The sequence below is a fragment of the Variovorax guangxiensis genome, assembly GCF_003952165.1.
Taxonomy (GTDB): Bacteria; Pseudomonadota; Gammaproteobacteria; order Burkholderiales; family Burkholderiaceae_C; genus Variovorax; species Variovorax guangxiensis.
In genome coordinates, this window is record NZ_RXFT01000002.1 from 407,243 (window position 1) to 430,157 (window position 22,915).

Annotated in this window: 15 protein-coding genes; 9 read left to right on the forward strand and 6 right to left on the reverse strand. The window is 69.5% G+C overall.

The features are described from left to right. Nucleotide 1: 1 nt before the first annotated feature. The gene (locus EJP67_RS07480) at nucleotides 2–1,177 is read right to left on the reverse strand and encodes a septal ring lytic transglycosylase RlpA family protein (RefSeq protein WP_126021067.1); all 1,176 of its coding nucleotides are present in this window, start codon (nucleotides 1,175–1,177) and stop codon (nucleotides 2–4) included. Further along, nucleotides 1,170–3,983 (reverse strand): bifunctional [glutamate--ammonia ligase]-adenylyl-L-tyrosine phosphorylase/[glutamate--ammonia-ligase] adenylyltransferase, encoded by a 2,814-nt coding sequence (gene glnE, locus EJP67_RS07485; RefSeq protein WP_126021068.1) that lies wholly within the window; start codon nucleotides 3,981–3,983, stop codon nucleotides 1,170–1,172. Before glnE ends, EJP67_RS07480 begins: the two co-directional genes overlap by 8 nt. A gap of 25 nt (nucleotides 3,984–4,008) precedes the next feature. On the opposite strand from glnE, the gene EJP67_RS07490 reads away from it, so the two are divergent. From EJP67_RS07490 to EJP67_RS07505, 4 genes are all read left to right on the forward strand, one after another. Beyond that, on the forward strand, nucleotides 4,009–8,208 hold the full coding sequence (locus tag EJP67_RS07490) for a YhdP family protein (protein ID WP_126021069.1): 4,200 nt from the start codon (nucleotides 4,009–4,011) through the stop codon (nucleotides 8,206–8,208). Then, on the forward strand, nucleotides 8,205–9,020 hold the full coding sequence (locus tag EJP67_RS07495) for a carbon-nitrogen hydrolase family protein (protein ID WP_126021070.1): 816 nt from the start codon (nucleotides 8,205–8,207) through the stop codon (nucleotides 9,018–9,020). The genes EJP67_RS07490 and EJP67_RS07495 overlap by 4 nt, the downstream gene beginning before the upstream one ends. A gap of 135 nt (nucleotides 9,021–9,155) precedes the next feature. Continuing rightward, nucleotides 9,156–11,201, forward strand: a complete 2,046-nt coding sequence (locus EJP67_RS07500) for a PAS domain S-box protein (protein ID WP_126021071.1) — start codon at nucleotides 9,156–9,158, stop codon at nucleotides 11,199–11,201. A gap of 43 nt (nucleotides 11,202–11,244) precedes the next feature. Then, nucleotides 11,245–11,871: a response regulator transcription factor gene (locus EJP67_RS07505; protein WP_126021072.1), complete on the forward strand. Its 627-nt coding sequence runs from the start codon at nucleotides 11,245–11,247 to the stop codon at nucleotides 11,869–11,871. Nucleotides 11,872–11,977: 106 nt separating this feature from the next. Here EJP67_RS07505 and EJP67_RS07515 read toward each other — a convergent pair whose 3' ends face one another. The 3 genes from EJP67_RS07515 to EJP67_RS33560 all read right to left on the reverse strand — a co-directional run bounded on the left by EJP67_RS07515 (nucleotide 11,978) and on the right by EJP67_RS33560 (nucleotide 13,649). Further along, entirely contained in the window at nucleotides 11,978–12,541 is a 564-nt protein-coding gene (locus EJP67_RS07515) for an OmpA family protein (RefSeq protein ID WP_126021073.1), read from the reverse strand. An 88-nt stretch (nucleotides 12,542–12,629) separates the two neighbouring features. Continuing rightward, the gene (locus EJP67_RS07520; protein ID WP_126021074.1) at nucleotides 12,630–13,289 is read right to left on the reverse strand and encodes a YiaD family glycine zipper/OmpA-like lipoprotein; all 660 of its coding nucleotides are present in this window, start codon (nucleotides 13,287–13,289) and stop codon (nucleotides 12,630–12,632) included. Between the two features lie 195 nt (nucleotides 13,290–13,484). Continuing rightward, nucleotides 13,485–13,649, reverse strand: a complete 165-nt coding sequence (locus tag EJP67_RS33560; protein ID WP_165909574.1) for a hypothetical protein — start codon at nucleotides 13,647–13,649, stop codon at nucleotides 13,485–13,487. On the opposite strand from EJP67_RS33560, the gene mltA reads away from it, so the two are divergent. Together mltA and EJP67_RS07530 are read left to right on the forward strand one after the other, a co-directional pair. Continuing rightward, on the forward strand, nucleotides 13,648–14,796 hold the full coding sequence (gene mltA, locus EJP67_RS07525) for a murein transglycosylase A (protein ID WP_126021075.1): 1,149 nt from the start codon (nucleotides 13,648–13,650) through the stop codon (nucleotides 14,794–14,796). The genes EJP67_RS33560 and mltA overlap by 2 nt on opposite strands. 158 nt (nucleotides 14,797–14,954) lie before the next feature. Further along, nucleotides 14,955–17,219 carry a PhoX family protein gene (locus EJP67_RS07530; RefSeq protein ID WP_126021076.1) on the forward strand — a complete coding sequence of 755 codons (2,265 nt, stop codon included), beginning with the start codon at nucleotides 14,955–14,957 and terminating at the stop codon, nucleotides 17,217–17,219. A 120-nt stretch (nucleotides 17,220–17,339) separates the two neighbouring features. Here EJP67_RS07530 and EJP67_RS07535 read toward each other — a convergent pair whose 3' ends face one another. Then, nucleotides 17,340–17,807, reverse strand: coding sequence for an Lrp/AsnC family transcriptional regulator (locus tag EJP67_RS07535; protein ID WP_126021077.1), 468 nt, complete (start codon nucleotides 17,805–17,807; stop codon nucleotides 17,340–17,342). A 105-nt stretch (nucleotides 17,808–17,912) separates the two neighbouring features. Between EJP67_RS07535 and mdeB the strand changes: the two genes are divergently transcribed. From mdeB to EJP67_RS07550, 3 genes are all read left to right on the forward strand, one after another. Further along, nucleotides 17,913–20,570 (forward strand): alpha-ketoglutarate dehydrogenase, encoded by a 2,658-nt coding sequence (gene mdeB, locus EJP67_RS07540; protein WP_126021078.1) that lies wholly within the window; start codon nucleotides 17,913–17,915, stop codon nucleotides 20,568–20,570. A 66-nt stretch (nucleotides 20,571–20,636) separates the two neighbouring features. Then, on the forward strand, nucleotides 20,637–21,413 hold the full coding sequence (locus EJP67_RS07545; protein WP_126021079.1) for a FadR/GntR family transcriptional regulator: 777 nt from the start codon (nucleotides 20,637–20,639) through the stop codon (nucleotides 21,411–21,413). Between the two features lie 130 nt (nucleotides 21,414–21,543). After that, nucleotides 21,544–22,869 (forward strand): MFS transporter, encoded by a 1,326-nt coding sequence (locus tag EJP67_RS07550; RefSeq protein WP_126021080.1) that lies wholly within the window; start codon nucleotides 21,544–21,546, stop codon nucleotides 22,867–22,869. Nucleotides 22,870–22,915: the final 46 nt, after the last annotated feature.

The window sequence follows — 22,915 nt, forward strand, 5'->3', positions numbered from 1 at the left end:
GCTACCGGCGCTCCACCACCATCGGCGAGATGTGCAGGCTCTCGCGCAGCTGGGCGATGACTTCGCCCGCCGCGTTGCGCGAGGCAAAGGGCCCCGCCTGCAGCCGATGCGTTCCGGCCTCGCTGAACACGCGCAGCTGCGACGCCAGCGAAGGTACGCCGCGCGCGGCCTGGGTCAGCAGGCTCTGTGCACCATCCCGCTCGCGAAAAGCGCCGAGCTGAACCCAGAAGCCCGGCAGCGCCGCCGAGGGTTGCGCTGCGCTAGGAGAGGGTGACGCCGGCGCAGCCTGCAGCGGCGCCAGGTCATTGACCACGATGGCCTGCCGAGAGGGCGGAATCGATGGCGGCGACTGCGCCGATTCGGACTCTGCCCCGGGCGGCAGTGCAGCGGCCATCGGCGTCTGCGGCGCCACCGGCATCGTCGAAACCTGCGATGCATCGTTGCCCGCTGCTGCGACGGGCGCCGTCCATTCGGCCGGCACCTGCACCGGTTGTTGTGGCACGCGCGCCGACGGCACACGCACGGGCGCAGGAACGGCAGCAGGAACAGCAGCCGGAACCGGAGCCGCCGCATACGCAGTCCCCGAATCGCGCCGCCATGCGCCCGTGCGGATGTCGTCGTTCGTGATCCGCTCGATCTCCACCGGCGCTACGCCGCGCAGCAGGTCGAGCTTGAGCGCGGCCGTGTAGCTCAGGTCGATGATGCGTCCGTCCACGAAGGGCCCGCGGTCGTTGACGCGCACGATCACCTCGCGCCCGTTGGCCGGATTGCGCACCCGAACATAGCTCGGCAGCGGCAGCGTCTTGTGCGCGGCCGTCATGGCGTACATGTCGTAGGGCTCGCCGCTGGACGTGGACGCCGCGTGGAACTTGCGCCCGTACCACGAGGCCAGCCCCGATTCGCGGAACGGCCGGTCGTCGGTGATCGGCACATAGCCGCGGCCCAGCACCGTGTAGGGCTTGCTGGTGCCGCCCATGCTGCGGATGGGCTCGACGCGGGGCTCGGCGTCGGGCACGCTGGCGAGGTCGGGCGGAATGTTGGTGCCGGGGCCGTCGCGGCCGCTGGCCACGCCGCCGCCGCTGCGCGGACCGCTGGCACAGCCCGCAAGAAGAACGGCGACGGCTACCGCGCACGCCGCCAGCGCGGTGGTGGCCGGGGAACGGGTTCCCTCAGCCAAATACGGCCTTCCACAGCGCCAGCATGGCGTCGCGCTCGGCTGCCAGCGCGGGCGGCGTGACCTGCGTGGGCTCTTCGTTGAGTCGCGCGCGGTGCTGCACGCGGCGCAGCTCGCGATAGGCCCGCGCCGCGCTGCGGCCCACGCCTTCGGGCAGCAGCCCGGCCAGTTCGGCGCGCAGCAGCAGCGCGATGTTGCCCACGTTCGGAATCAGCTCCGGATGCTCGCCCGAGGACGACAGCACCAGGAACTGCACCGCGAACTCGGCATCGACCATGCCGCCGGGGCTGTGCTTCACGTCGAAGCGGTCGGCCTTCACGGGCCGCGCGCCGCGCAGCTTGTTGCGCATGGCGATGATCTCGGCCTTCAGCGCCTCGCGGTCGCGCGGCGCCACCAGCACGGCCTCGCGCACCTGGTCGAAGCGCGCGCCCAACTCGGCGCCGTGGTCCTCGCTGCCCAGCACGAAGCGCGCGCGCGTCATGGCCTGGTGCTCCCAGGTCCACGCGGTGTTGCTGCCGCGGCCGAGTTGGTATTTCTCGTAGGCCTCGAAGCTGGTGGTCAGCAGGCCGGAGTTGCCGTTGGGCCGCAGGGCGGTGTCGATCTCGAAGAGGTCGCCCTCGCGGGTCTTCACCGTGAGCCAGTTGATGAGCTTGCGCACGTAGGCCGCATAGACCTCGCCGGCGCGCTCGTCGTCGTCGTCGTAGACGAACACGATGTCGAGGTCGCTGCCGTAGCCCAGCTCCTTTCCGCCCAGCTTGCCGTAGCCGATGATCGCGAACTGCGGCACCTCGCGATGCCGGTTGCGCACGTGCGGCCAGCACCAGCGGGCGGTCACGCGCAGCGTGGCGTCGGCCAGCGCGCTGAGGTCGTCGGCCACCTGCTCGACGGTGAGGCGGCCGTCCACGTCGCGCGCCAGCGTGCGGAACACCTCGGCGTGGTGTGCGTGGCGCAGCAGGTTCAGCAGCCGCTCCTCGTCGGCTTCGCCGGTACGGGTGAGCGATGCGTGGCGCGCGTCGAGTTCGCGCTCGAACTCGGCCGCGACGAAGCGGCCCGAGAGCATCTCGTCGCTCGCGAGCTCGTCGATCACGCCGGGGTGCTGCATCAGGTAGCGTGCGGGCCACTTGGCGGCGCCCAGCAGGCGCAGCAGGCGTTCCTGCACGGCGGGGCGCTCGACCAGCAGCGCCAGGTAGCTCTCGCGGCGCAGCAGCGGCTCGATCCAGTCGGCCCAGCGCATGGCAGCGTCGACATGGCGCGGGGTCTGGCCCGCGCCGTCGCCATCGGGTTCCTTCAGCCACTGGCCGGTGCGCTGCACCAGCTGGCGCAGGCGCGCGCGGGTTTCCTCGCGCAGGGCCAGCACGCGGGGCTGCTCGCACCAGTCGCGGATGCGCTCGGCGAACATCGGGGGCAGGTCGCCGAGGAGGTCGGCCAGGTCGGCGGGCGCGGCGGCCTTCTTGCCATTGCACTTGCCGTTGCAGGGCTTCTCGCCGCCCAGCAGCTTGTCGAACTCCTGCGCGACGAACTCGCGGTGCGTGTCGAGCTGCTCGAGGAAGGGGCAGCAGCTGGGGTAGCCCATGCTCTGGGCGATCCAGCGCAGGTCGTCGTCGGACACCGGCAGCACGTGGGTCTGCTGGTCGTCGAGGTACTGGATGCGGTGCTCGACGCGGCGCAGGAACTCGTAGGCCGTGGCGAGCGCGTCGGCCGTTTCCTGCGGCATGAGGTTGGCGCGCGCAAGGCGCTGCAGCGCGTCGAGCGTGGGCCGCGTGCGCAGCTCCGGAAACTGGCCGCCGCGGACCACCTGCAGCAACTGCACCGTGAACTCGATCTCGCGGATGCCGCCGCGCGAGAGCTTCACGTCGTTGGCGCGCTCCGGGCGTCCGGCGCTGCGGCGCGCCGACTGCTCGCGGATCTGCCGGTGCAGCACCCGCAGCGAATCGAACACGCTGTAGTCGAGATAGCGGCGGAACACGAAGGGCAGCACCGCGCCGCGCAGCGCCTGGGCCTGGCCTGCGAGCACGATGTCGCGCGGCGCGACCACGCGGCTCTTCATCCAGGCGAAGCGCTCCCACTCGCGTCCCTGCACCTGGAAATACTCTTCCAGCGCATCGAGCGAGACCACGCTCGGGCCCGAGTTGCCGTTGGGCCGCAGCGCCAGGTCGACGCGGAACACGAAGCCGTGCTCGGTGGTGTCGCCCACCAGCGCGTAGATGCGCTTCACGGCGCGCGCGAAGTACTCCTGGTTGGCCAGCCGGCCGCGCCCGTCGGCGTCGCCCCTGGTTTCGCCGTCGACGTCGTAGAGGTAGATCAGGTCGATGTCGCTCGACACGTTGAGCTCGCGTGCGCCGAGCTTGCCCATGCCCACGATCCACAGCTGCGCGCGCTGGCCTTCGGGGCCCAGCGGGGCGCCGTGCGACGCGTCGAGTTCGCGGCAGGCCTCCTGGCACGCGATGTCGAGCGCCAGCTCGGCCAGCTCGGTGACGGCGGTGGTCACCACGGCCAGCGGGGCCTGCTCGTCGCAATCAAGAGTTACAAGCCGCTCCATCACGAGCTGCCGCACAATGCGCAGAGCGTCGCCGACGCCGTCCCCGCGCTGGCGCAGTGCCTCGTAGGCCACCGTCATCGATTCGCGCCGCGGCGCGCCAGGGGGAAGCAATGAAAGCTCGGCTGCATACCTGCGGCGCAGGCGCTGCACGAACCTCGAATACGAAGAGAAGGCGTCTTTCGGCGCCGAAGAATTGGGAGAAATGGTGTCTGGCAACTGGTTCACACCGATGCTGGTTTCCGTGGAACCCGTCTGAAAGCTGGCGGTCATAATTCCGGACACAGCGCGATCCTCAATGAACGACACGGCGTCTTCCCCTTCACGTCTGCTCAAAATCACCGCTGTGACGGCGCGCTGGCTGCTGGGTCTGTTGATCGCTGCATGGCTTCTGCTGGCGCTGTCGGTCGTTGTCCTACACGCGTGGATTGTGCCGCGAATCGGCGATTTCCGAGACGCGCTGGAGGCGCAGGCTAGCAAGGCCATCGGCGTGCCGGTGCGCATCGGATCGATCACCGCCCGCTCCGAAGGGCTTTTCCCGGCCTTCGAACTGCGCGACGTGGTGCTGCAGGATTCCGACAACCGCGAGGCCCTTCGCCTCGCGCGCGTGGTGGCCAGCGTGTCGCCGCGCTCGCTCTGGCGGCTCAACTTCGAGCAGCTCTACATCGAGCGCCCGCAGCTCGATGTGCGTCGCGACTCTCAGGGAAAACTCCATGTGGCTGGTTTGCACATGGCCACCGATACGACCGGAGAAACCCGGGGTGCCGACTGGTTTTTCGCGCAGCGCGAGCTGGTCATCGAAGGCGGCACCGTGCGCTGGACCGACGAGCAGCGCCAGGCCGAGCCCCTGCTGCTGACCGACGTGCGCTTCGTCGCGCGCAACAGCGCCCGGCGCCACGGCCTGCGCCTGGACGCCACGCCGCCTGCCGGCTGGGGCGAGCGCTTCACGCTGCGCGGCCAGTTCCGCCAGCCTCTGCTGTCCATCCGCAGCGGCCACTGGCAGACCTGGGACGGCCAGATCTATGTCGACCTGCCCTACATCGACGTCACCCGGCTCGGCCAGTACGTCTCGCTCGACGCGCGCATCCGCGAAGGCAACGGCGCGCTGCGACTGTGGGCCGACGTGGACGACGGCCAGGTCGTCGGCGGCGCGGCCGACCTCGGGCTCGACAAGGTCGACGTCTCGCTCGACAAGGGCCTGCAGCCGCTGGTGCTGCGCGCCGTCACGGGCCGACTCTCGGGCCAGCTCACCGAGGAGACGCTGGAGTTCGCCACCACCGCGCTGCAGTTCGACACCACCGACGGCCTGCGCTGGCCCGGCGGCAACCTCTGGCTGCAGCACACGCCCGCCAGGGGCCGCACCCCCGAGCACGGCGCGCTGCGCGCCGACCGGCTCGACCTGGCCGCGCTCGCCCTCATCGCCGACCGGCTGCCGCTGGGCGACGCCACGCACCGCCTGCTCGACAGCTACGGGCCGCGCGGCCTGGTCGAGCACGTCGACCTGAACTGGCAGGGCTCGCTGGGCGCGCCCACCCGCTACCAGGCCAAGGGCCGGGTCAGCGGGCTGCGCATCGCTTCCCAGCCGGCGGCGGCCGATGCAGCGACGCCCGCTGCAACAACGGCAACGACGACCGCCGCCACCACCACCACGGCACCGCACAGGATCCACACCGGCACCCCCGGCCTGAGCGGCGCCACCGTCGACTTCGACGCCACCCACACCGGCGGCACCGCCACGCTCGCCATTGCGAAGGGCACGCTCGAATTCCCCGGCGTGTTCGAGGAGCCGGTCATTCCCGTCGATCGTCTCTCCACGCAGCTGCAATGGAAGCTCGACAGCGGCAATGGCAACGCCCAGCTGCAGATGTCCAAGCTCAGCTTCGCCAACGTCGACGCCGAGGGCGAGGCCCAGGCCAGCTGGCGTACCAGCGATCCGGCCACCTCGAGCAGCAAGTCACGCTTTCCGGGCGTGCTCGACCTGCAGGGCAAGCTCACGCGCGCCGACGGCACGCGCGTGTTCCGCTACCTGCCGATGGACATTCCCCAGCACACGCGCGACTACGTGCGCGAGGCCGTCACCAAGGGCGTCGCGAGCAGCGTCGACTTCCGCGTGCGCGGCGACCTGCACGACATGCCGTTTAAGGACCCGAAGCAGGGCGACTTCCGCATCGTCGCCAAGGTGTCGGACGTCAACTACGCCTACGCGCCGCCCTCCATCACCAACGCCGCGCCTTCGCGCAACGGCACGCCCTCTCGCGTCTGGCCTGCGCTCACGGGCCTGTCGGGCGAGCTGGTGTTCGAGCGCGACAGCATGCTGGTGCGCAACGCGCGCGGCCGCCTGGCCGGCACCAACGGCGTCGAGGTGACCAAGGGCGAGGCGCTGATTCCGGAGCTGTCGCACCACGCGCAGGTGCTTCGCGTCGACGTGCAGGCCAAGGGCCCGCTGGGCGAGGTGCTGCGCGCGGGCGCGCCGCTGGCAGGCCTCGAGCCGGGCGGCGTGGGCGAGATCATGCAGGCCGCGCGCGCCACCGGTTCGGCCGACTACAGGCTGCACCTCGAGCTGCCGCTGGAAGCCATGGACAACGCCAAGGTGCAGGCCAGCGTGGCACTGGCCGACAACGAGCTGCAGGTGGTGCCCCAGGCGCCTTCGTTCACGCAGACGAAGGGCACCGTCAACTTCACCGAGACCGGCTTCTCGCTGGCAGGCGTGCAGGCCAGGCTGTTGGGCGGAGACATCCGCGTCGAAGGCCGCGGCCGCTTCAGCGGCCCCAATCGCGAGGTCGCGCTGAAGGCCCAGGGCACGGCCACCGCCGACGGCCTGCGCGGCGCGCGCGAGGTCGACTGGCTCGCGCGCCTGGCGAAGAAGGCGACCGGCAGCACGCCCTATGCCGCCACCTTCTCGGTGCGCGACGGCGCGCCCGAGTTCTCCCTCACCAGCAGCCTGCAGGGCCTGGCGCTGCAGCTGCCGCCGCCGCTGGTGAAGACGGCCGAGGAACAGATGCCGCTGCGCATCGAGAAGAAGGTGCTCGCGCGCGAGACCACGAAGCACGGCGCGACGGTGGCCACGCAGGACCAGCTCTCGCTGGACCTCGGCCGCGTCGGCGCCATCCAGTACGTACGCGACCTCGTGGGCAACGAGGCACGCGTGCTGCGCGGCAGCATCGGCGTGGGGCTGGCGCAGGGCGAGACGGCAAGCCTGCCCGACAAGGGTGTGTTCGCCAACGTCAACGTCGCCAAGCTCGACATGGCGGCCTGGCAGGCCCTGCTGGGCGAGGCCACCGGCACGAGCGCGGATGCCCCCGAGCGCCCCGACGATCCGTCGATGGCCTACCTGCCCACGCGCATCGCGGTGCGCGCGCAGCAGCTGGGCATCGCGGGCCGCACGCTGCACAACGTGGTGCTCGGCGGCACGCGCGAGGGCAGCGTCTGGCGCGCCAACGTCGACGCCACCGAACTCAGCGGCTATGCCGAGTACCGCCATGCGCAGGCCGGGCGCCTCTACGCGCGGCTCGCGCGGCTGAAGATCGCGCCCTCCGAGGCCACGCAGGTCGAGACCCTGCTCGACGAGCAGCCCGGCAACCTGCCGGCGCTGGACATCGTCATCGACGACTTCGAGCTGCTGGGCAAGCGCCTGGGCCGCGCCGAGATCGACGCGGTCAACCGCGGCGGCGCGGGCCGCGAATGGCTGCTCAACAAGCTGACCTTCACCATGCCCGAGGCCAGCTTCGCGGCCAAGGGCACCTGGGCCGCGGTGCCCGGCGCGCCGGCCGGCCAGCGCCGCACCGCCATGACCTTCAGGCTCGACGTCGCCGATGCCGGCGAGCTGCTCACGCGCTTCGGCATGCCGGGCGTGCTGCGGCGCGGGCGCGGGCGGATGGAGGGCGACGTCAACTGGCGCGGCTCGCCCTTCTCGCTCGACTACCCGAGCCTGGGCGGGCAGTTGCAGGTCGACGTGGAGCAGGGCCAGTTCCTCAAGGCCGACCCCGGCCTGGCCAAGCTGCTGGGCGTGCTGAGCCTGCAGGCGCTGCCGCGCCGGCTCACGCTCGATTTCCGCGACGTGTTCAGCGAAGGCTTCGCCTTCGACTTCATCCGCGGCGACGCGAAGATCAGCAAGGGCATCGCCAGCACCAACAACCTGCAGATGAAGGGCGTCAACGCCGCCGCGCTGATGGACGGCTCGGCCGACATCGTGCGCGAGACGCAGAACCTGCGCGTGGTGGTGGTGCCCGAGATCAACGCCGGCACCGCGGCGCTGGTGGCCACTGCCATCAACCCTGCCATCGGCCTGGGCACCTTTCTTGCGCAGTGGGTGCTGAGCAAGCCGCTCGCGGCCGCGGCCACGCAGGAGTTCCACATCGAGGGCACCTGGACCGACCCCAAAATAGCGAAGGTGCCGCGCACGCTGCAGCTGCTGCCGCAGAGCATTCCCGGCGCGCCCGGCCTGCCGCCCGCCTCGCAGACCGCGGACGACGGCAAGAAAACGGAGAACAAGCAATGAAAGTCGCAGCCATCCAGATGGTGTCGGCCATCGCCCGCGAAGCCAACCTCGCGCGCGCCCACGACCTGCTCGCGCAGGCCGCCACGGCCGGTGCCGAGCTCGCGGTGCTGCCCGAGTACTTCTGCATGATGGGCGCGCGCGACACCGACAAGCTGGGCCTGCGCGAAACCGCCGGCGCGGGCATGGTGCAGGGCTTCCTGGCCGATGCGGCGCGCGAGTTCGGGCTGTGGATCGTCGGTGGCACGCTGCCCATCGAGAGCACCGATGCCGAGCACGTGTTCAACAGCTCGCTGGCCTTCTCGCCCGACGGCCGCTGCGTGGCGCGCTACGACAAGATCCATCTCTTCTTCTTCGACAACGGCACCGAGCGCTACGACGAGCGCCGCGTCATCGCGCCCGGTGCGAAGCCGGTGGTGTTCGAGCTGCCCTCGCGCGACGGCCACCGCTGGCGCGTGGGCATGAGCGTGTGCTACGACCTGCGCTTTCCCGAGCTGTACCGCGCGCTCGCCAAACAGGGCGCCGACCTGCTGCTGGTGCCCAGCGCCTTCACCCGCACCACCGGCGCCGCGCACTGGGAGGTGCTGCTGCGCGCCCGCGCCATCGAGAACCTGGCCTGGGTGGTCGCGCCCGCGCAGGGCGGCACGCACGAGAACGGCCGCCAGACCTGGGGCCAGTCGCTGATCGTCGACCCCTGGGGCACGGTGGTGGCGCAGCAGGCCACCGAAGAAGGCGTGGTGCTGTTCGACATCGATGCCGCGAAGGTGCAGAGCACGCGCACTCAACTGCCCGTGCTCTCGCACAGCGTGATCTAGGAATGACCCCCAGGCTTGCCCACTTCGTGTGGCCGCCAACCCCCTTCCAGGGGGCAACACCTGCGGCCCGGCAAAGCCGGTTCCGCGGTGTTCCTGGAACAAGCCACGTACCTTGCGTGCGGCGGTGTTGCCGGTATGTCTGATGCGCTGCTGACCGTTGCACCGCAGCGATGGGCGCTGCTGGCCTATGCGCGGCTGCGCTCGCTGTGGCAGCGCTGGTTCCTGTGGCTGCTGCTGGCGGTGCTGGTGTCGGTGCTGCTGGTCACGGTGGTGTGGCTCGCGGGCCGGCACGAGGTCGAGCAGGTGCAGGCCGCGCTCGATCGCGACACCGCCGACGCGGTCTCCGACCTTCGCAGCGGCTTCCAGCGCAACGCGCAGAGCCTGCGCGCCACGCAGGCGCCGGGCGCCGATGCCGCGAAGTGGTCGGAGGTGGCCTCGGCATTGCTGCGCGAGCACCGCGAATGGCTGCGGCTCGAATGGCGCGACTCCGCGCTGCGCCCGCTTCAGGCCGTCAATACGCCCTACCGCATGCGCGTGCTCGACGAGGACACGCGCGGCCCCGATCAGTCCGACGTGTCGCTGGCCTGCGCCGCGGCGCGCAAGCTCGGCGCGTCGGCCTATTCGCCGAGCCACTACGTGCCCATCGCGGGCGGCGGCGGCATCGAGGTGATGGAACTGTGCGTGCCGATCGACGCAGGCGGCTATCTGGTGGCGAGCTATTCGCTGCGCGACGCGCTGATCGAGCTGGTCGGCCCCACGCTCACGCGCGGCCAGGAAGTGGCCTTCACCGAGGCCGACGGCACGCGGCTGGTGGCGCTTGGCAGCTCGCGGCGCACCGGCACGCGCGTGTTCACCTCGCAGCAGCTCATCGACCTGCCGGGCACCTCGCTGATGCTGCGCGTGGACGGCTGGCGTGCGGCGCCCGACCTGTTCCCGAACATGCTGACGGCGCTGGTCACGGCGATCTCCATCGCACTGGTGTCGGTGCTGGTGCTGCTGGCGCGCGACACGCGCCGGCGCCTGCGCGCCGAGCGCGACCTGGCCGACGCGCTGGCCTTCCGCAAGGCGATGGAAGACTCGGTCATCACCGGCCTGCGCGCGCGCGACCTGCAGGGCCGCATCACCTACGTGAACCCGGCCTTCTGCGAGATGGTGGGCTTCAGCCCCGAGGAACTCATGGCGGACAACGCGGAGGCGCCCTACTGGCCCACCGAGCTGGCCCACGAGTACCAGCAGCGGCAGGCGCGCCGGCTCGCGGGCGGCATGCCGCCGCGCGAGGGCTTCGAATCGGTCTTCATGCGCAAGGACGGCACGCGCTTTCCGGTGCTGATCTTCGAGGCGCCGCTGATCAACGCGCACAAGGTGCAGACCGGCTGGATGAGCGCGTTCATCGACGTGAGCGAGCAGCGCCGCATCGAGGAGCTCTCGCGCGCCAGCCAGGAGCGCCTGCAGGCCAGCGCACGGCTGGCCACGGTGGGCGAGATGGCCTCGCTGCTGAGCCACGAGCTGACCCAGCCGCTGGCCGCCATTGCCAGCTACGCGAGCGGCTCGCTCAATCTGCTGGGCCCCGACGCCAGGGGCGACCAGGGCGAGGTGGCGATGGCGGTGAAGCGCATCGCCGAGCAGGCCGACCGAGCCGGCCAGGTGATCCGCAGCGTGCACGACTTCGTGCGCCGGCGCGACCGCACGCGCGAGGCCGTGGCGCCGCAGGCGCTGATCGACGCGGTGCTGCCGCTGGTGCGGCTGCAGGCGCGCAAGCTGGGCGTGATCATCGAGGTGGTGCTGGAAGACCGGCTGCCCGCGGCCATGTGCGACCGCACCCTGGTCGAGCAGGTGCTGCTGAACCTCGCGCGCAACGCGATGCAGGCCATGGACAGCCCCGACAATGTCGGCAGCCGCGTGCTGCGGCTGCGCGTGGCGCGTGCCACGACGGTGGGCGGTGCGGTGCAGGAAGACGGCCGGCGCTGGCTGGAGTTCTCGGTGGCCGATCTCGGCAGCGGCATCGGCCAGGATGTGGCCGAGCGGCTCTTCACGCCCTTCTTCACCACGCGCGCCGACGGCATGGGGCTCGGCCTGAGCCTGTGCCGCACGGTGGTGGAGCAGCACGGCGGGGCGCTGGTGTACGAGCCCAACAAACCGCGCGGCACGGTGTTCAGGTTCACGCTTCCGGCGGCGGCTTGAGCTCGCTTCGGACGACAAACAACTTTTTGCTGGACTTCATGGCATGCAACCGCTGATCGACGGCTTGATCTTCATCGTGGACGACGACGCCAGCGTGCGCGAGGCGCTGGCCTGGCTGCTGCGCTCGCGGCGGCTGGCCAGCGAGCACTTCGCGAGCGCGGAGGCGTTCGAGCAGTTTCTCGACCAGGGCCCGCTGCCGCAGCAGCCGCTGTGCCTGCTGCTGGACGTGCGCATGCCCGGCACCAGCGGGCTGGTGCTGTTCGACCGCATCGTGGAGCGCGGCCTGCTGCCGGCGATGCCGGTGATCTTTCTCACGGGCCACGCCGATGTGCCCACGGCCGTCGACGCGGTCAAGCGCGGCGCCTTCGATTTCTGCGAGAAGCCTTTTTCGGACAACGCGCTGGTCGACCGCATCGAGCACGCGCTGAACGCGTCGCTCCAGGCGCTGGAAGTGCAGCGCGCGCGCCGGGGCCTTGCCGAGCGCGTCAGCGAGCTGACCGAGCGCGAGCGCGACGTGATGCGGCTGGTGATCGAGGGCCTGCCCAACAAGCTCATCGCCGACCAGCTCGCGATCAGCGTGCGCACGGTGGAGGTCCACCGCGCGCGCGTGTTCGAAAAGATGGAAGTGAAGTCGGCCGTCGAACTGGCCAACCGTCTACGAGAACTCTAGCGCCGGATTCTTCGCGGAACACCGCGGAACCGGCTTCGCCGGGCCGCTGGTGTTGCCCCCTGCAAGGGGGTTGGCGCAGCGACACGAAGTGCGCGAAGCCTGGGGGTCAGCCCTTTTCCGCCACGAAGATTTCCACGCGGCGGTTCTGCGCGCGGCCGGCTGCCGTGCCGTTGTCCGCCAGCGGTTCGCGCGAGCCGCGACCGTCGGTGGTGATGACGGTGGTCGAGACGCCGCGGCTCACGAGGTGGTTGCGCACGCTGTCGGCGCGGCTCACCGAGAGGCGCTCGTTGCCTTCCTCGCTGCCGGTGCTGTCGGTGTGGCCGACCACGCGCACGCTGGCGGCGGTGGCGCTCTTCAGGCCTTCGGCGACCTTGTCGAGCACCTGCGCCAGGTTGCGCTTGACGTTGGCGCGGCCGGTATCGAACGACAGCTCGTTCGGGATCACAAGGTGAAGCTGGTTGTCGGCGGTCTGCTCGATCACGACGCCCGTGCCCTTGGTGGAGGTCTCGAGGTCTGTCTTCAGGGCGGCCAGGCGGGCTGTCCAGCTGTTGGCCGGTGCGGCCGGAGCAACTGCGGGCGCGGGGGCCGGCGGCGGCGCCGACTGCGATGCGCAGCCCGCGATGAACAGCAACGCGGCGGCGGCCGCGCCAGAAACAACAAACTTCCTCATGAGATTCCCTCTTAATGGACCAATGGAACGGTGATGGCGGGAACCGGCCTTTCAGCGCGGCCGGTTTCCCTTCGTGTGCTGGAGATCGTCAGCCTCGCGGCGCGCGCTCGCCCACGTAGATTTCGACGCGGCGGTTCTGTGCCCTGCCGGCGTCGCTGTTGTTGTCGGCGATCGGTTCGTGCGAACCGCGGCCTTCGATGCGGAAGATCGCAGCGTTCACGCCGCGCGCCACGAGGTAGTCGCGGGTGCTGGCGGCGCGTTCTACCGACAGCGGGTTGTTGATGGCGTCCGAGCCGGTGCTGTCGGTGTGGCCGATGATGCGCACCTCGGCGTTCGGGTTGCCGCGCAGGCCGCTGGCGAACTGGTCGAGTACCGGCGCGAAATTTGGCTTGATGTTGGCGCGGCCCACGTCGAAGGACACGTCGCTCGGAATCTGCAGCTTCAGCTCGTTGTTTTGCGTCTGCGTCACGGCCACGCCGGTGCCCTGGGTGGCGGCCTCCATCTGGCGCTTCTGGTTTTCCATGCGCTGCGACCACAGGTAGCCGCCCAGCGCGCCGGCTGCCGCGCCGACCACCGCACCGGTGCCGATGGCGCCGCGGTTGCCGCCAGTGGCCGAGCCGATCGCGGCGCCGCCAAGCGCACCGATGCCGGCACCGATGCCGGTGTTGCGCTGCGTGTCGGTCATGCCGCCCGCGCAGCCGGACAGGACGAGCGCGGCGGCGGTGGTGGCGAGTACGAACTTTTTCATGGCGTTCCCTTTCAAGGTTGGATCAGGCGGCACAGCTTAGCCTTCGGGGAGTGCGTGATGGTACGGGCTCAAAGCCCTACGGAAAATAAGAAAAGTTTCGTCATCGCGCATGAATGCTGCGATGATTGCTACCAAAGTAATAGCAATGGAGTGGTTGTCCGACAGTGCGCAGCGGCAGGGGACTGCACGAGCAATTCACGCTTCGGGCGGGCGCTTCCCTTCTTCGGTAACGCGGCCGGCTTCGGGCTCGTCGCCGTCATCGTGCAATTCACCCTTGTTGCGCCCGGAAAACATGGTCCACCAGATGATCAGGATGAACACGAGTCCTGCGGCGAGGGCTTCAAGCAGAATCAAACCCATGAGAAATGGACTCCAGTGGCTGGTCGGGCTTGTGATCGTAGCAACGCTCGCCGCCTGTTCCACCGGCCCGCGCACCCCCGAGCCGCCTATCCGCCCCCCTGTCAGCCAGCCACGCGACCTCGGTCCGCTCACAGGCTCGCTCGCACACCCCAAGAGCCGGTGGGTGCCTGTCGGCTGGGGCGAGCTGCCCGGCTTCGGCGAAGACCCGCTGCACGAGGCGTGGATCGCGCTGCTGGCGAACTGCTCGCGCCCCAACGCCGCCTTCGCGCCGCTGTGCCGCGACGTGCGCCAGCTCGCCATCGCCACCCCCGAAGAGCAGCGCCAGTGGATGACCGAGCGGCTGCAGCCCTATCGCGTCGAGGCGCTCAATGGCCAGATCGAGGGCAAGCTCACCAGCTACTACGAGCCGGTGTACGAGGCCTCGCGCGTGCCCACCGCCACCTTCAACGTGCCGATCTACCAGGCGCCCGACGGCCTCGTGCCGCGCCGCCCCTGGTACACGCGCCAGGAGATCGAGACCCTGCCCGAGGCACAGGCCGCGCTGCGCGGACGCGAGATCGCCTGGATGGCCGACCCGATCGACGCGCTGATGCTGCACATCCAGGGCTCCGGCCGGCTGCGCATCACCGAGGCCAACGGCTGGCAGCACACCGTGCGCATGGCCTTCTCGGCCACCAACGAGCAGCCCTACCGCAGCGTGCAGCAGTGGCTCGTCAGCCAGGGCGTGACCAAGGTCGGCAAGTGGCCCGACGACACCAAGGCCTGGGCCGCGCAGAACCCGCAGCGCGTGGCGCAGATGATGTGGAGCAACCCGCGCTACGTGTTCTTCCGCGAGGAAACGATGAGCGAGGTCGATGCCGCATTCGGCCCGCGCGGTGCGCAGGGCGTGCCGCTCACGGCCGGCCGCTCCATCGCGGTGGACCGCGAGAGCATTCCCTACGGCACGCCGGTGTGGCTGGCCTCCAGCGGACCGGCGGCGCAGCTGCAGAAGCTGGTGGTGGCGCAGGACACCGGCAGCGCCATCCTCGGCGCGGTGCGCGCCGACTACTTCGCGGGCACCGGCGCCGAGGCCGGCCGCTTCGCGGCGAGCATGAACCAGCCGCTGCGGCTGTGGGCGCTGTGGCCGCGGCAGTTGCCTGCGCCCTGAATCGCCAGGCGGGCAGATCCGGACCAGGTTTCGATGAAGGGTTTCTGAAAAGACCTGATTTAACCTGACTGGAGGCTGATCAATTCACGGAGTCGTCATACGAAGTGCCTAACTTCGCGGGCTGGTTTTTCCCCAACCCACGAAGAAAGACATTGCGCATGACCGCAAACACCCGCTCCGACGATCGCCCGGTCGAAATCGAAGACATCGGCACCAACACCACGTCGAACCCCTCCTTCACCGACCTGATCGCCTCGCGCCTGAGCCGTCGCCACCTGTTCGGCCTGGGCGTCGGCACCGCCGGCACCGCGCTGCTCCAGGCATGCGGCGGCGGTGGCGGCGGGGGTACTGCCTTCCCCGTCCTTCCTCCGGCTCCGGCGCCTGCCCCGGCGCCCGCGCCCACTCCGGCGCCCAGCCCCGCGCCGATGAAGCTCGGCTTCAATGCCGTTGCCAAGAGCCTCGCCGACGTCGTGACCGTGCCCGCCGGCTACACCGCCAGCGTGCTGTACCGCCTGGGCGATCCGATCGCCACAAGCGTGGCCGCCTACAGGAACGACGGCACCGACGCAGCCGACACCTACGACCGCCGCGCGGGCGACCACCACGACGGCATGACCTACTTCGGCATGAACGCGTCGAACAAGTGGGACGCCACCGGCGCATCGCGCGGCCTGCTCGTGATGAACCACGAAGCCATCACGCCGCTGTTCCTGCATCCCGCCGGCCAGACCATCGTCAGCGGCGCGCGCACCGTGGCCGACGAAGTGCTGCGCGAGTTCTACCTGCATGGCGTGAGCGTGATCGAGGTCAACAAGAGCGGCAGCACCTGGAGCTACAAGCAGGACTCGAGCTTCAACCGCCGCGTCCACACGCTCACAGAAATGACCCTTTCGGGTCCGGCCGCCAAGACCGACTACGTGAAGACCAAGTACTCGGCCGACGGCAGCAAGACCCGGGGCACGCTCAACAACTGCGCCAACGGCACCACGCCTTGGGGCACCTACCTGACCTGCGAAGAGAACTGGGCCGGCTACTTCCGTCGCATCACGGGCACTGATGACACCAACCGCACAGCCAAGGAGCTGGCTTCCTTCAAGCGCTACGGCATCGGAGGGATAGACAGCAAGACGGGAGCGGAAACCGGCACCGGCCGCGAACTCTGGGCCACTGTTGCCGGTGGCGACGACATCCACGCCCGCTGGAACACCGAAGTCCTCGGCGCCACCGCCGCCGACGACTACCGCAACGGCTCCAACACCTACGGCTGGGTGGTCGAGATCGATCCGTTCACCCCGTCGAGCACGCCGAAGAAGCGCACTGCGCTGGGCCGCTTCGGCCATGAAGGTGCCTGCCTGGGCCCGGTCGTGGTCGGCAAGCCGCTGGTCTGGTACATGGGCGACGATTCGCGCAACGAGTACATCTACAAGTTCGTCTCCACGAAGAACTGGGACGCGGCCGACATCGGCGGCGGCATGGCTGCTGGCGACAAGTACATGGACGACGGCAAACTCTACGTCGCCAAGTTCAAAGCCGACGGCACGGGTGACTGGCTCGAACTGAAGCTCGGCATCAACAACATCACCGCGAGCTACTCCGCCTATGCCTTCGCCGACGCGGCCGACGTGGTGGTCAATGCGCGCCACGCCGCCGACGCCGCCGGCGCTACCAAGATGGACCGCCCCGAGTGGACGGCCGTCAACCCGAAGACCGGCGAGGTCTACGTCACGCTGACCAACACCAACGCCAACTCGCGCCCGATCGGCAAGACCGACGCCGCCAACCCGCGCTTCTACAACGACAAGACGACCACCGGCGCGGACCAGAAGGGCAACCCGAACGGCCACATCGTGCGCTTTGCCGACACCAACGGCGACCCGACCGCGGTGACCTTCAAGTGGGACGTGTACCTGTTCGGTGCTCGTTCGACTGCATCGGCCGACGTGAACCTGTCCGCCCTCGGCGCCGACAACGACTTCTCCAGCCCCGACGGCATGTGGTTCAGCCAGGCCGCTCCCGGCCTGCTGTGGCTGGAGACCGACGACGGCGCGTACACCGACGTGACCAACTGCATGCTGCTGGCCGCCCTGCCGGGCAAGGTCGGCGACGGCGGCGCGAAGACCATCACCAACGTCGACGGTTCCACCACCGCAACTCAGGCTACCTTCATCGGCAAGGCCCCCGGAACCGATGGCCTGCGCCGCTTCCTCGTCGGTCCCATCGACTGCGAGATCACCGGCATCGCCGAATCCGGCGACGGCCGCGCGCTGTTCGTGAACATCCAGCACCCGGGTGAGAACACGGCCAGCACGAACATCTCGGATCCGACGAAGTTCCTCAGCCACTGGCCCGATGGCGGCAACGCCCGCCCGCGCTCGGCGACCATCGTCATCACGAAGAACGACGGCGGCCTGATCGGCCTCTGATCGGCGCAACAACCTGCCTCTTCCGGGAGACACCGCGGAACCGGCTTCGCCGGGCCGCAGGTGTCGCCCCCGGCGAGGGGGGCGCAGCGACACGAAGTGCGCGAAGCCCCGGGGGAGTGCCTACTCCCTCGGCAACGGCAGCGCCGTCTTGTATCTCACCTGCTTCAGCGCAAAGCTGGAGCGGATCTTCTCGATCCCCGGAATCGGCGTGAGTTGCTCCAGGATGAATTTCTCCAGCGCCGCCATGTCCGCCACCGCGATGCGGATCAGGTAGTCGCTGTCGCCCGTCATCAGGTAGCACTCCATCACCTCGTCGTGCTCGGCGATGCGCTGCTCGAAGTCGGCGAGCGACTGCTTGCTCTGCGTGGTGAGGCTGATCGAGATGAACACGTTGAGCCCCAGGCCCAGTGCCTTGGCGCTGGCGAGGGCGACGTAGCGGTCGATCACGCCGTTGGCCTCCAGCACCTTCACGCGCGACAGGCAGGGCGACGGCGAGAGGTGCACGCGTCGCGCCAGCTCCACGTTCGACAGCGCGCCGTCGCGCTGAAGCTCGTCCAGGATGCGCAGGTCGATGGCGTCGAGTTGCATGAAATGCCGTATGGATTGAATTTGACGGAATTTTATGCTGCGACGGCCGCATGGGCTTGGCGCTGCCGGTAGCTAATTTTGCTCACTGCGGCCTAAAGTGCCGTCATGAACGCCCCGATTTCGCCCGACCAGATGCGCGCCCTGCTGCTGGATGAAACGCAGCTCTCGCACGACCCCGACCCCGCCGAGACCGCCGAGTGGCGCGACGCCTTCGTGGCGCTGGCGCAAACGCAGGGGCCGCAGCGCGCCAGGCAGATGCTGGCCGAACTGGCCCGCCTCGCGCGGCAGCAGCGCATTGGCTGGCAGCCCGAGCTGGCGACGCCGTACGTCAACACCATCGCGGTGGAAGACCAGCCGCCGTTCCCGGGCGATCTCGCCATCGAGGAGAAGCTCGCCTCGCTGATGCGCTGGAACGCGCTCGCGATGGTGGCCAAGGCCAACCAGGCGTACGGCGAGCTCGGCGGCCACATCGCAAGCTACGCGAGCGCGGCCGACCTGTTCGAGACCGGCTTCAACCACTTCTTCCATGCGCGCAGCGAGCACCATCGCGGCGACCTCGTGTTCTTCCAGCCGCACAGCGCACCGGGCGTGTACGCCCGCGCGTACCTCGAAGGCCGCCTGAGCGAGGAAGACCTGAAGCACTACCGCCAGGAGCTCACCGCACCCGCCTTCACCGACGGCAGCGGCGCGCGCGGCCTGTGCAGCTATCCGCATCCGTACCTGATGCCGGACTTCTGGCAGTTCCCGACCGGCTCGATGGGCATCGGCCCCATCAGCTCGATTTACCACGCACGCTTCATGCGCTACCTCACGCACCGCAACCTGCTGAACTGCGAAGGCCGCAAGGTGTGGGGCGTGTTCGGCGACGGCGAGATGGACGAGCCCGAGTCGATGAGCGCATTGACGCTGGCCGCGCGCGAGAAGCTCGACAACCTCGTGTGGGTCGTCAACTGCAACCTGCAGCGCCTGGACGGCCCGGTGCGCGGCAACGGCCGCATCATCGACGAGCTCGAGAAGCTCTTCGCGGGCGCGGGCTGGAACGTCATCAAGCTCGTGTGGGGCAGCGACTGGGACGGCCTCTTCGCACAGGACGCGAGCGGCGCGCTGGCGCGCGTCTTCGCCAACACCGTCGACGGCCAGATGCAGACCTTCGCCGCCAAGGACGGCCGCTTCAACCGCGACAACTTCTTCGGCCAGAACCCCGAGCTCGCGCGCCTGGCCGAAGGCATGACCGACGAGCAGATCGACCGCCTCAAGCGCGGCGGCCACGACCTTGTGAAGATCCACGCCGCCTATGCCGCCGCGGCAGCGCACCGGGGCCAGCCCACCGTGATCCTCGCCCACACCAAGAAGGGCTACGGCATGGGCAGCGCCGCGCAGGGCAAGATGACCACGCACTCGCACAAGAAGATGGGCGACGTGGACCTCATCGAGTTCCGCGACCGCTTCAACCTGCCGCTGACCGACGCGCAGGCCACCGCGATGGACTTCTACCGTCCCGCCGAGGACAGCGCCGAGATGCGCTACCTGCGCCAGCACCGCGAGGCCCTCGGCGGCGCCATGCCGCGCCGCGAGACCGCCTGCGAGGTGGTCGCCAAGCCCGACATCGCTAGCTACGCGCAGTTCGCCACCGTCGCGGGCGGCAAGGAGATGAGCACCACCATGGCTTTCGTGCGCATGCTGGGCAACCTCATGAAGGACAAGGCCCTGGGCCCGCGCATCGTGCCCATCGTGGCCGACGAGGCGCGCACCTTCGGCATGGCCAACCTGTTCAAGCAGGTCGGCATCTATTCGAGCGTGGGCCAGCGCTATGCGCCGGAGGACATCGGCTCGGTGCTGAGCTACCGCGAGGCCACCGATGGGCAGATCCTGGAAGAGGGCATCAGCGAGGCCGGCGCCATCGCGAGCTGGACGGCCGCGGCCACCAGCTACAGCGTGCACGGCCTGGCGATGCTGCCGTTCTACATCTACTACTCGATGTTCGGCTTCCAGCGGGTGGGCGACGCGATCTGGGCCGCGGCCGACCAGCGTGCGCGTGGCTTCCTGCTGGGCGCCACCTCGGGACGCACCACGCTCGGCGGCGAGGGCCTGCAGCACCAGGACGGCAGCAGCCACCTCGTGGCCGCGACCATCCCCAACTGCAAGGCCTACGACCCGGCCTTCGCGGGCGAGATGGCGGTGATCGTCGACGCGGGCATCCGCGAAATGATGGTCGAGCAGCAGGACGTGTTCTATTACGTCACGCTCATGAACGAGAACTACGCGCAGCCCGACGTGCCGGCCGGCGCGGAAGGCGACATCCTGCGTGGCTGCTACCGCTTCGGCACCTATGCGCCGGCATCGGGCGGCAAGGCGAAGAAGAAGGTCACGCTGATGGGCTCGGGCGCGATCCTCACCGAGGTCGTCAAGGCCGCGCAGCTGCTGGCCGACGAGGGCATCGAGGCCGAGGTGTTCAGCGTGACAAGCTGGAGCGAACTTGCGCGCGACGGTCTGGCGTGCGAGCAGCGCGCCTTGGCTGGCGAGAAGGCCGACACGCCATTCATCGCGCGGCAGCTCGGTGCCGCAAAGGCTCCAATCATCGCCGCCACCGACTACGTGCGCGCCGTGCCCGAGAGCGTGCGCGCCTTCCTGCCCGAAGGCCGCCGCTACATCACGCTGGGCACCGACGGGTTCGGCCGCAGCGACACGCGTGCGGCGCTGCGCGGCTTCTTCGGCGTCGATGCGCAGAGCATCGCGAAGGCCGCGCGTCACGCGCTGAGCTGAATTCCTGCGGGTTCCGCGATGGGGTGGGCCCTGCGTTAGAGTCGCAGGCCCACCACCTTCGCGCCCATGACCGCCCGCTTCCAGTCCATCGCCCCCGCCGTCCGCCTGGCCGACCAGGTAGCCGATGCGCTTGCGGCCGAGGTGCGCAGCGGGCGCTTGTCCGAAGGGGACCGGCTGCCCACGGAGACCGCGCTGGCCGAGCAGTTCGGCGTGAGCCGCACCGTGGTGCGCGAGGCGGTGTCGCGGCTGAAGTCGCTGGGGCTGCTCGATTCGCGCCAGGGCAGCGGCGTCTATGTGCGCGCCGCCGGTGTCGAGCCGCTGCGCTTCGAGATGCCGCATGTGGCCTCGCGCGAAGCGGTGATCCAGATGGTCGAGCTGCGCCGCGCGCTCGAAGCCGAGGTGGCCGCGCTGGCTGCCGAGCGCCGCACGGACGAAGACGTGCAGCGCATCCGTGACGCCATCGCCGCATTGCACGCGGCGGTCGAGGCGGGCGGCAACGGCGCGGACGAGGATGTGCGCTTCCACCGCGCCATCGCCGAGGCGGCGCGCAACCCCTTCCTGATCGGCACGTTGCAGTACCTGCGGCAGTTCCTGCACGGCGCCACTCGCGTCACGCGCGCCAACGAGGCGCGCCGCGCCGACTTCGCGCGCGAGGTGGCGCAGGAGCACGCGCGCATCGTCGAGGCCATCGAGGCCGGCGATCCGCTGCGGGCGCGCGAAGCCGCCAAGAGCCACATGGACAACGCGATCCGCCGCATCGAGCTGGCCGATCCGGTGTTCTGGCAGCAGGAGGGCGAGCAGCTCGCCCGTCCGCTGGTCGAAGGCTGGCCGGTCGGCGGCTGAGCCCGGCGCCGATACACGAAGTCACCAGAAAGGCGCCGGAAGGCGGCCGTTCCGAGGGTTTACCCGGGTCGGCCAGCAAAAGCCAGATTTGTATGATGACCTGACAAATAATCCGAGACGCAGCTTCCTCATGACTTCCTCGACCCTCCAGGCCAGCGCCATGTCGCCCGCCGCCGCCGATGCCGCGCTCGAAAAGCGCGCCTACTCCAAGGTGTTCTGGCGCCTCGTGCCCTTCCTCATGCTCTGCTACGTGATCGCGTACCTCGACCGCGTGAACGTCGGCTTCGCCAAGCTGCAGATGGGCCAGGACCTGGGTTTCAGCGAAACCGTGTTCGGTCTTGGCGCGGGCATCTTCTTCCTGGGCTACTTCCTGTTCGAGGTGCCGAGCAACCTGCTGCTCAACCGCGTGGGCGCGCGCATCTGGATCGCGCGGATCATGATCACCTGGGGCCTGCTGTCGGCCTGCTTCATGTTCGTGAAGACGCCCACGAGCTTCTACATCCTGCGCTTCCTGCTCGGGCTGGCCGAGGCGGGCTTCTATCCGGGCGTGATCCTCTACCTCACGCACTGGTACCCGGCGCACCGGCGCGCGCGGATCATCGCGGTGTTCATGTCGGCCATTCCGGTGGCGGGCATCTTCGGCAACCCGCTGTCGGGCTGGATCATGGACAGCTTCCACGGCGTGTCGGCCATGAGCGGCTGGCAGTGGATGTTCCTCATCGAAGCCATCCCCGCCGTGCTCATCGGCGTGATGGTGCTGCTGTACCTGGACAACGGCATCGCCCAGGCGCGCTGGCTCAGCGCCGAGGAAAAGGCCCTGCTGCAGCGCGAGGTGGCGAACGACGCCGCCCACGGCGCCAAGGGCCCGCACTCGGTGGCCGGCGTGTTCCGCGATGCGCGCATCTGGTGGATGGCGTTCATCTACTTCGCCTTCGTCATGGGCCAGTACGCACTCACCTTCTGGCTGCCCACGCTGGTCAAGGCCACGGGCGTGCAGGGCAACCTGAACATCGGGCTGCTCAGCGCGATTCCGTTCCTCTGCGCCATCGTCGCGATGAACCTCTTCGGCCGCAGCGCCGACCGCCGCCAGGAGCGCCGCTGGCACCTGATCGTGCCGGCCATGATGGGTGCCGTGGGCTTCACCGTGGCCGCTTCGTACACGCAGAACACGGCCGTGTCGCTGGCGTTCCTCTCGCTCGCCGCGGCCGGCGTGCTGACCTGCGCACCGCTGTTCTGGTCGCTGCCCACCGCCTTCCTCACGGGCACCGCCGCCGCCGCGGGCATCGCCGCCATCAACTCGGTGGGCAACCTCGCGGGCTTCGTGAGCCCCTACCTCATCGGCTACCTGAAGGACCTCACGGGCAGCACGCAGATCGGCATGTACGTGCTGGCCGGCGCGCTGGTGCTCGGCGCCATCGGCGTGTGGTTCACGCCCAAGCAACTGGTCAACCGTTAGATGAAGTACACCCCCAGGCTTCGCGCACTTCGTGTCGCTGCGCCAA

What these genes read in the sequence shown, in the direction of transcription:
- EJP67_RS07515 (WP_126021073.1), bottom strand. Translation starts at nt 12,541, where the DNA reads ATGAGGAAGTTTGTTGTTTCTGGCGCGGCCGCCGCCGCGTTGCTGTTC.
- mdeB (WP_126021078.1), top strand. Translation starts at nt 17,913, where the DNA reads ATGAACGCCCCGATTTCGCCCGACCAGATGCGCGCCCTGCTGCTGGAT.
- EJP67_RS07500 (WP_126021071.1), top strand. Translation starts at nt 9,156, where the DNA reads ATGTCTGATGCGCTGCTGACCGTTGCACCGCAGCGATGGGCGCTGCTG.
- EJP67_RS07535 (WP_126021077.1), bottom strand. Translation starts at nt 17,807, where the DNA reads ATGCAACTCGACGCCATCGACCTGCGCATCCTGGACGAGCTTCAGCGC.
- EJP67_RS07505 (WP_126021072.1), top strand. Translation starts at nt 11,245, where the DNA reads ATGCAACCGCTGATCGACGGCTTGATCTTCATCGTGGACGACGACGCC.
- EJP67_RS07545 (WP_126021079.1), top strand. Translation starts at nt 20,637, where the DNA reads ATGACCGCCCGCTTCCAGTCCATCGCCCCCGCCGTCCGCCTGGCCGAC.
- mltA (WP_126021075.1), top strand. Translation starts at nt 13,648, where the DNA reads ATGAGAAATGGACTCCAGTGGCTGGTCGGGCTTGTGATCGTAGCAACG.
- glnE (WP_126021068.1), bottom strand. Translation starts at nt 3,983, where the DNA reads ATGACCGCCAGCTTTCAGACGGGTTCCACGGAAACCAGCATCGGTGTG.
- EJP67_RS07550 (WP_126021080.1), top strand. Translation starts at nt 21,544, where the DNA reads ATGACTTCCTCGACCCTCCAGGCCAGCGCCATGTCGCCCGCCGCCGCC.
- EJP67_RS07520 (WP_126021074.1), bottom strand. Translation starts at nt 13,289, where the DNA reads ATGAAAAAGTTCGTACTCGCCACCACCGCCGCCGCGCTCGTCCTGTCC.
- EJP67_RS07530 (WP_126021076.1), top strand. Translation starts at nt 14,955, where the DNA reads ATGACCGCAAACACCCGCTCCGACGATCGCCCGGTCGAAATCGAAGAC.
- EJP67_RS33560 (WP_165909574.1), bottom strand. Translation starts at nt 13,649, where the DNA reads ATGGGTTTGATTCTGCTTGAAGCCCTCGCCGCAGGACTCGTGTTCATC.
- EJP67_RS07490 (WP_126021069.1), top strand. Translation starts at nt 4,009, where the DNA reads ATGAACGACACGGCGTCTTCCCCTTCACGTCTGCTCAAAATCACCGCT.
- EJP67_RS07495 (WP_126021070.1), top strand. Translation starts at nt 8,205, where the DNA reads ATGAAAGTCGCAGCCATCCAGATGGTGTCGGCCATCGCCCGCGAAGCC.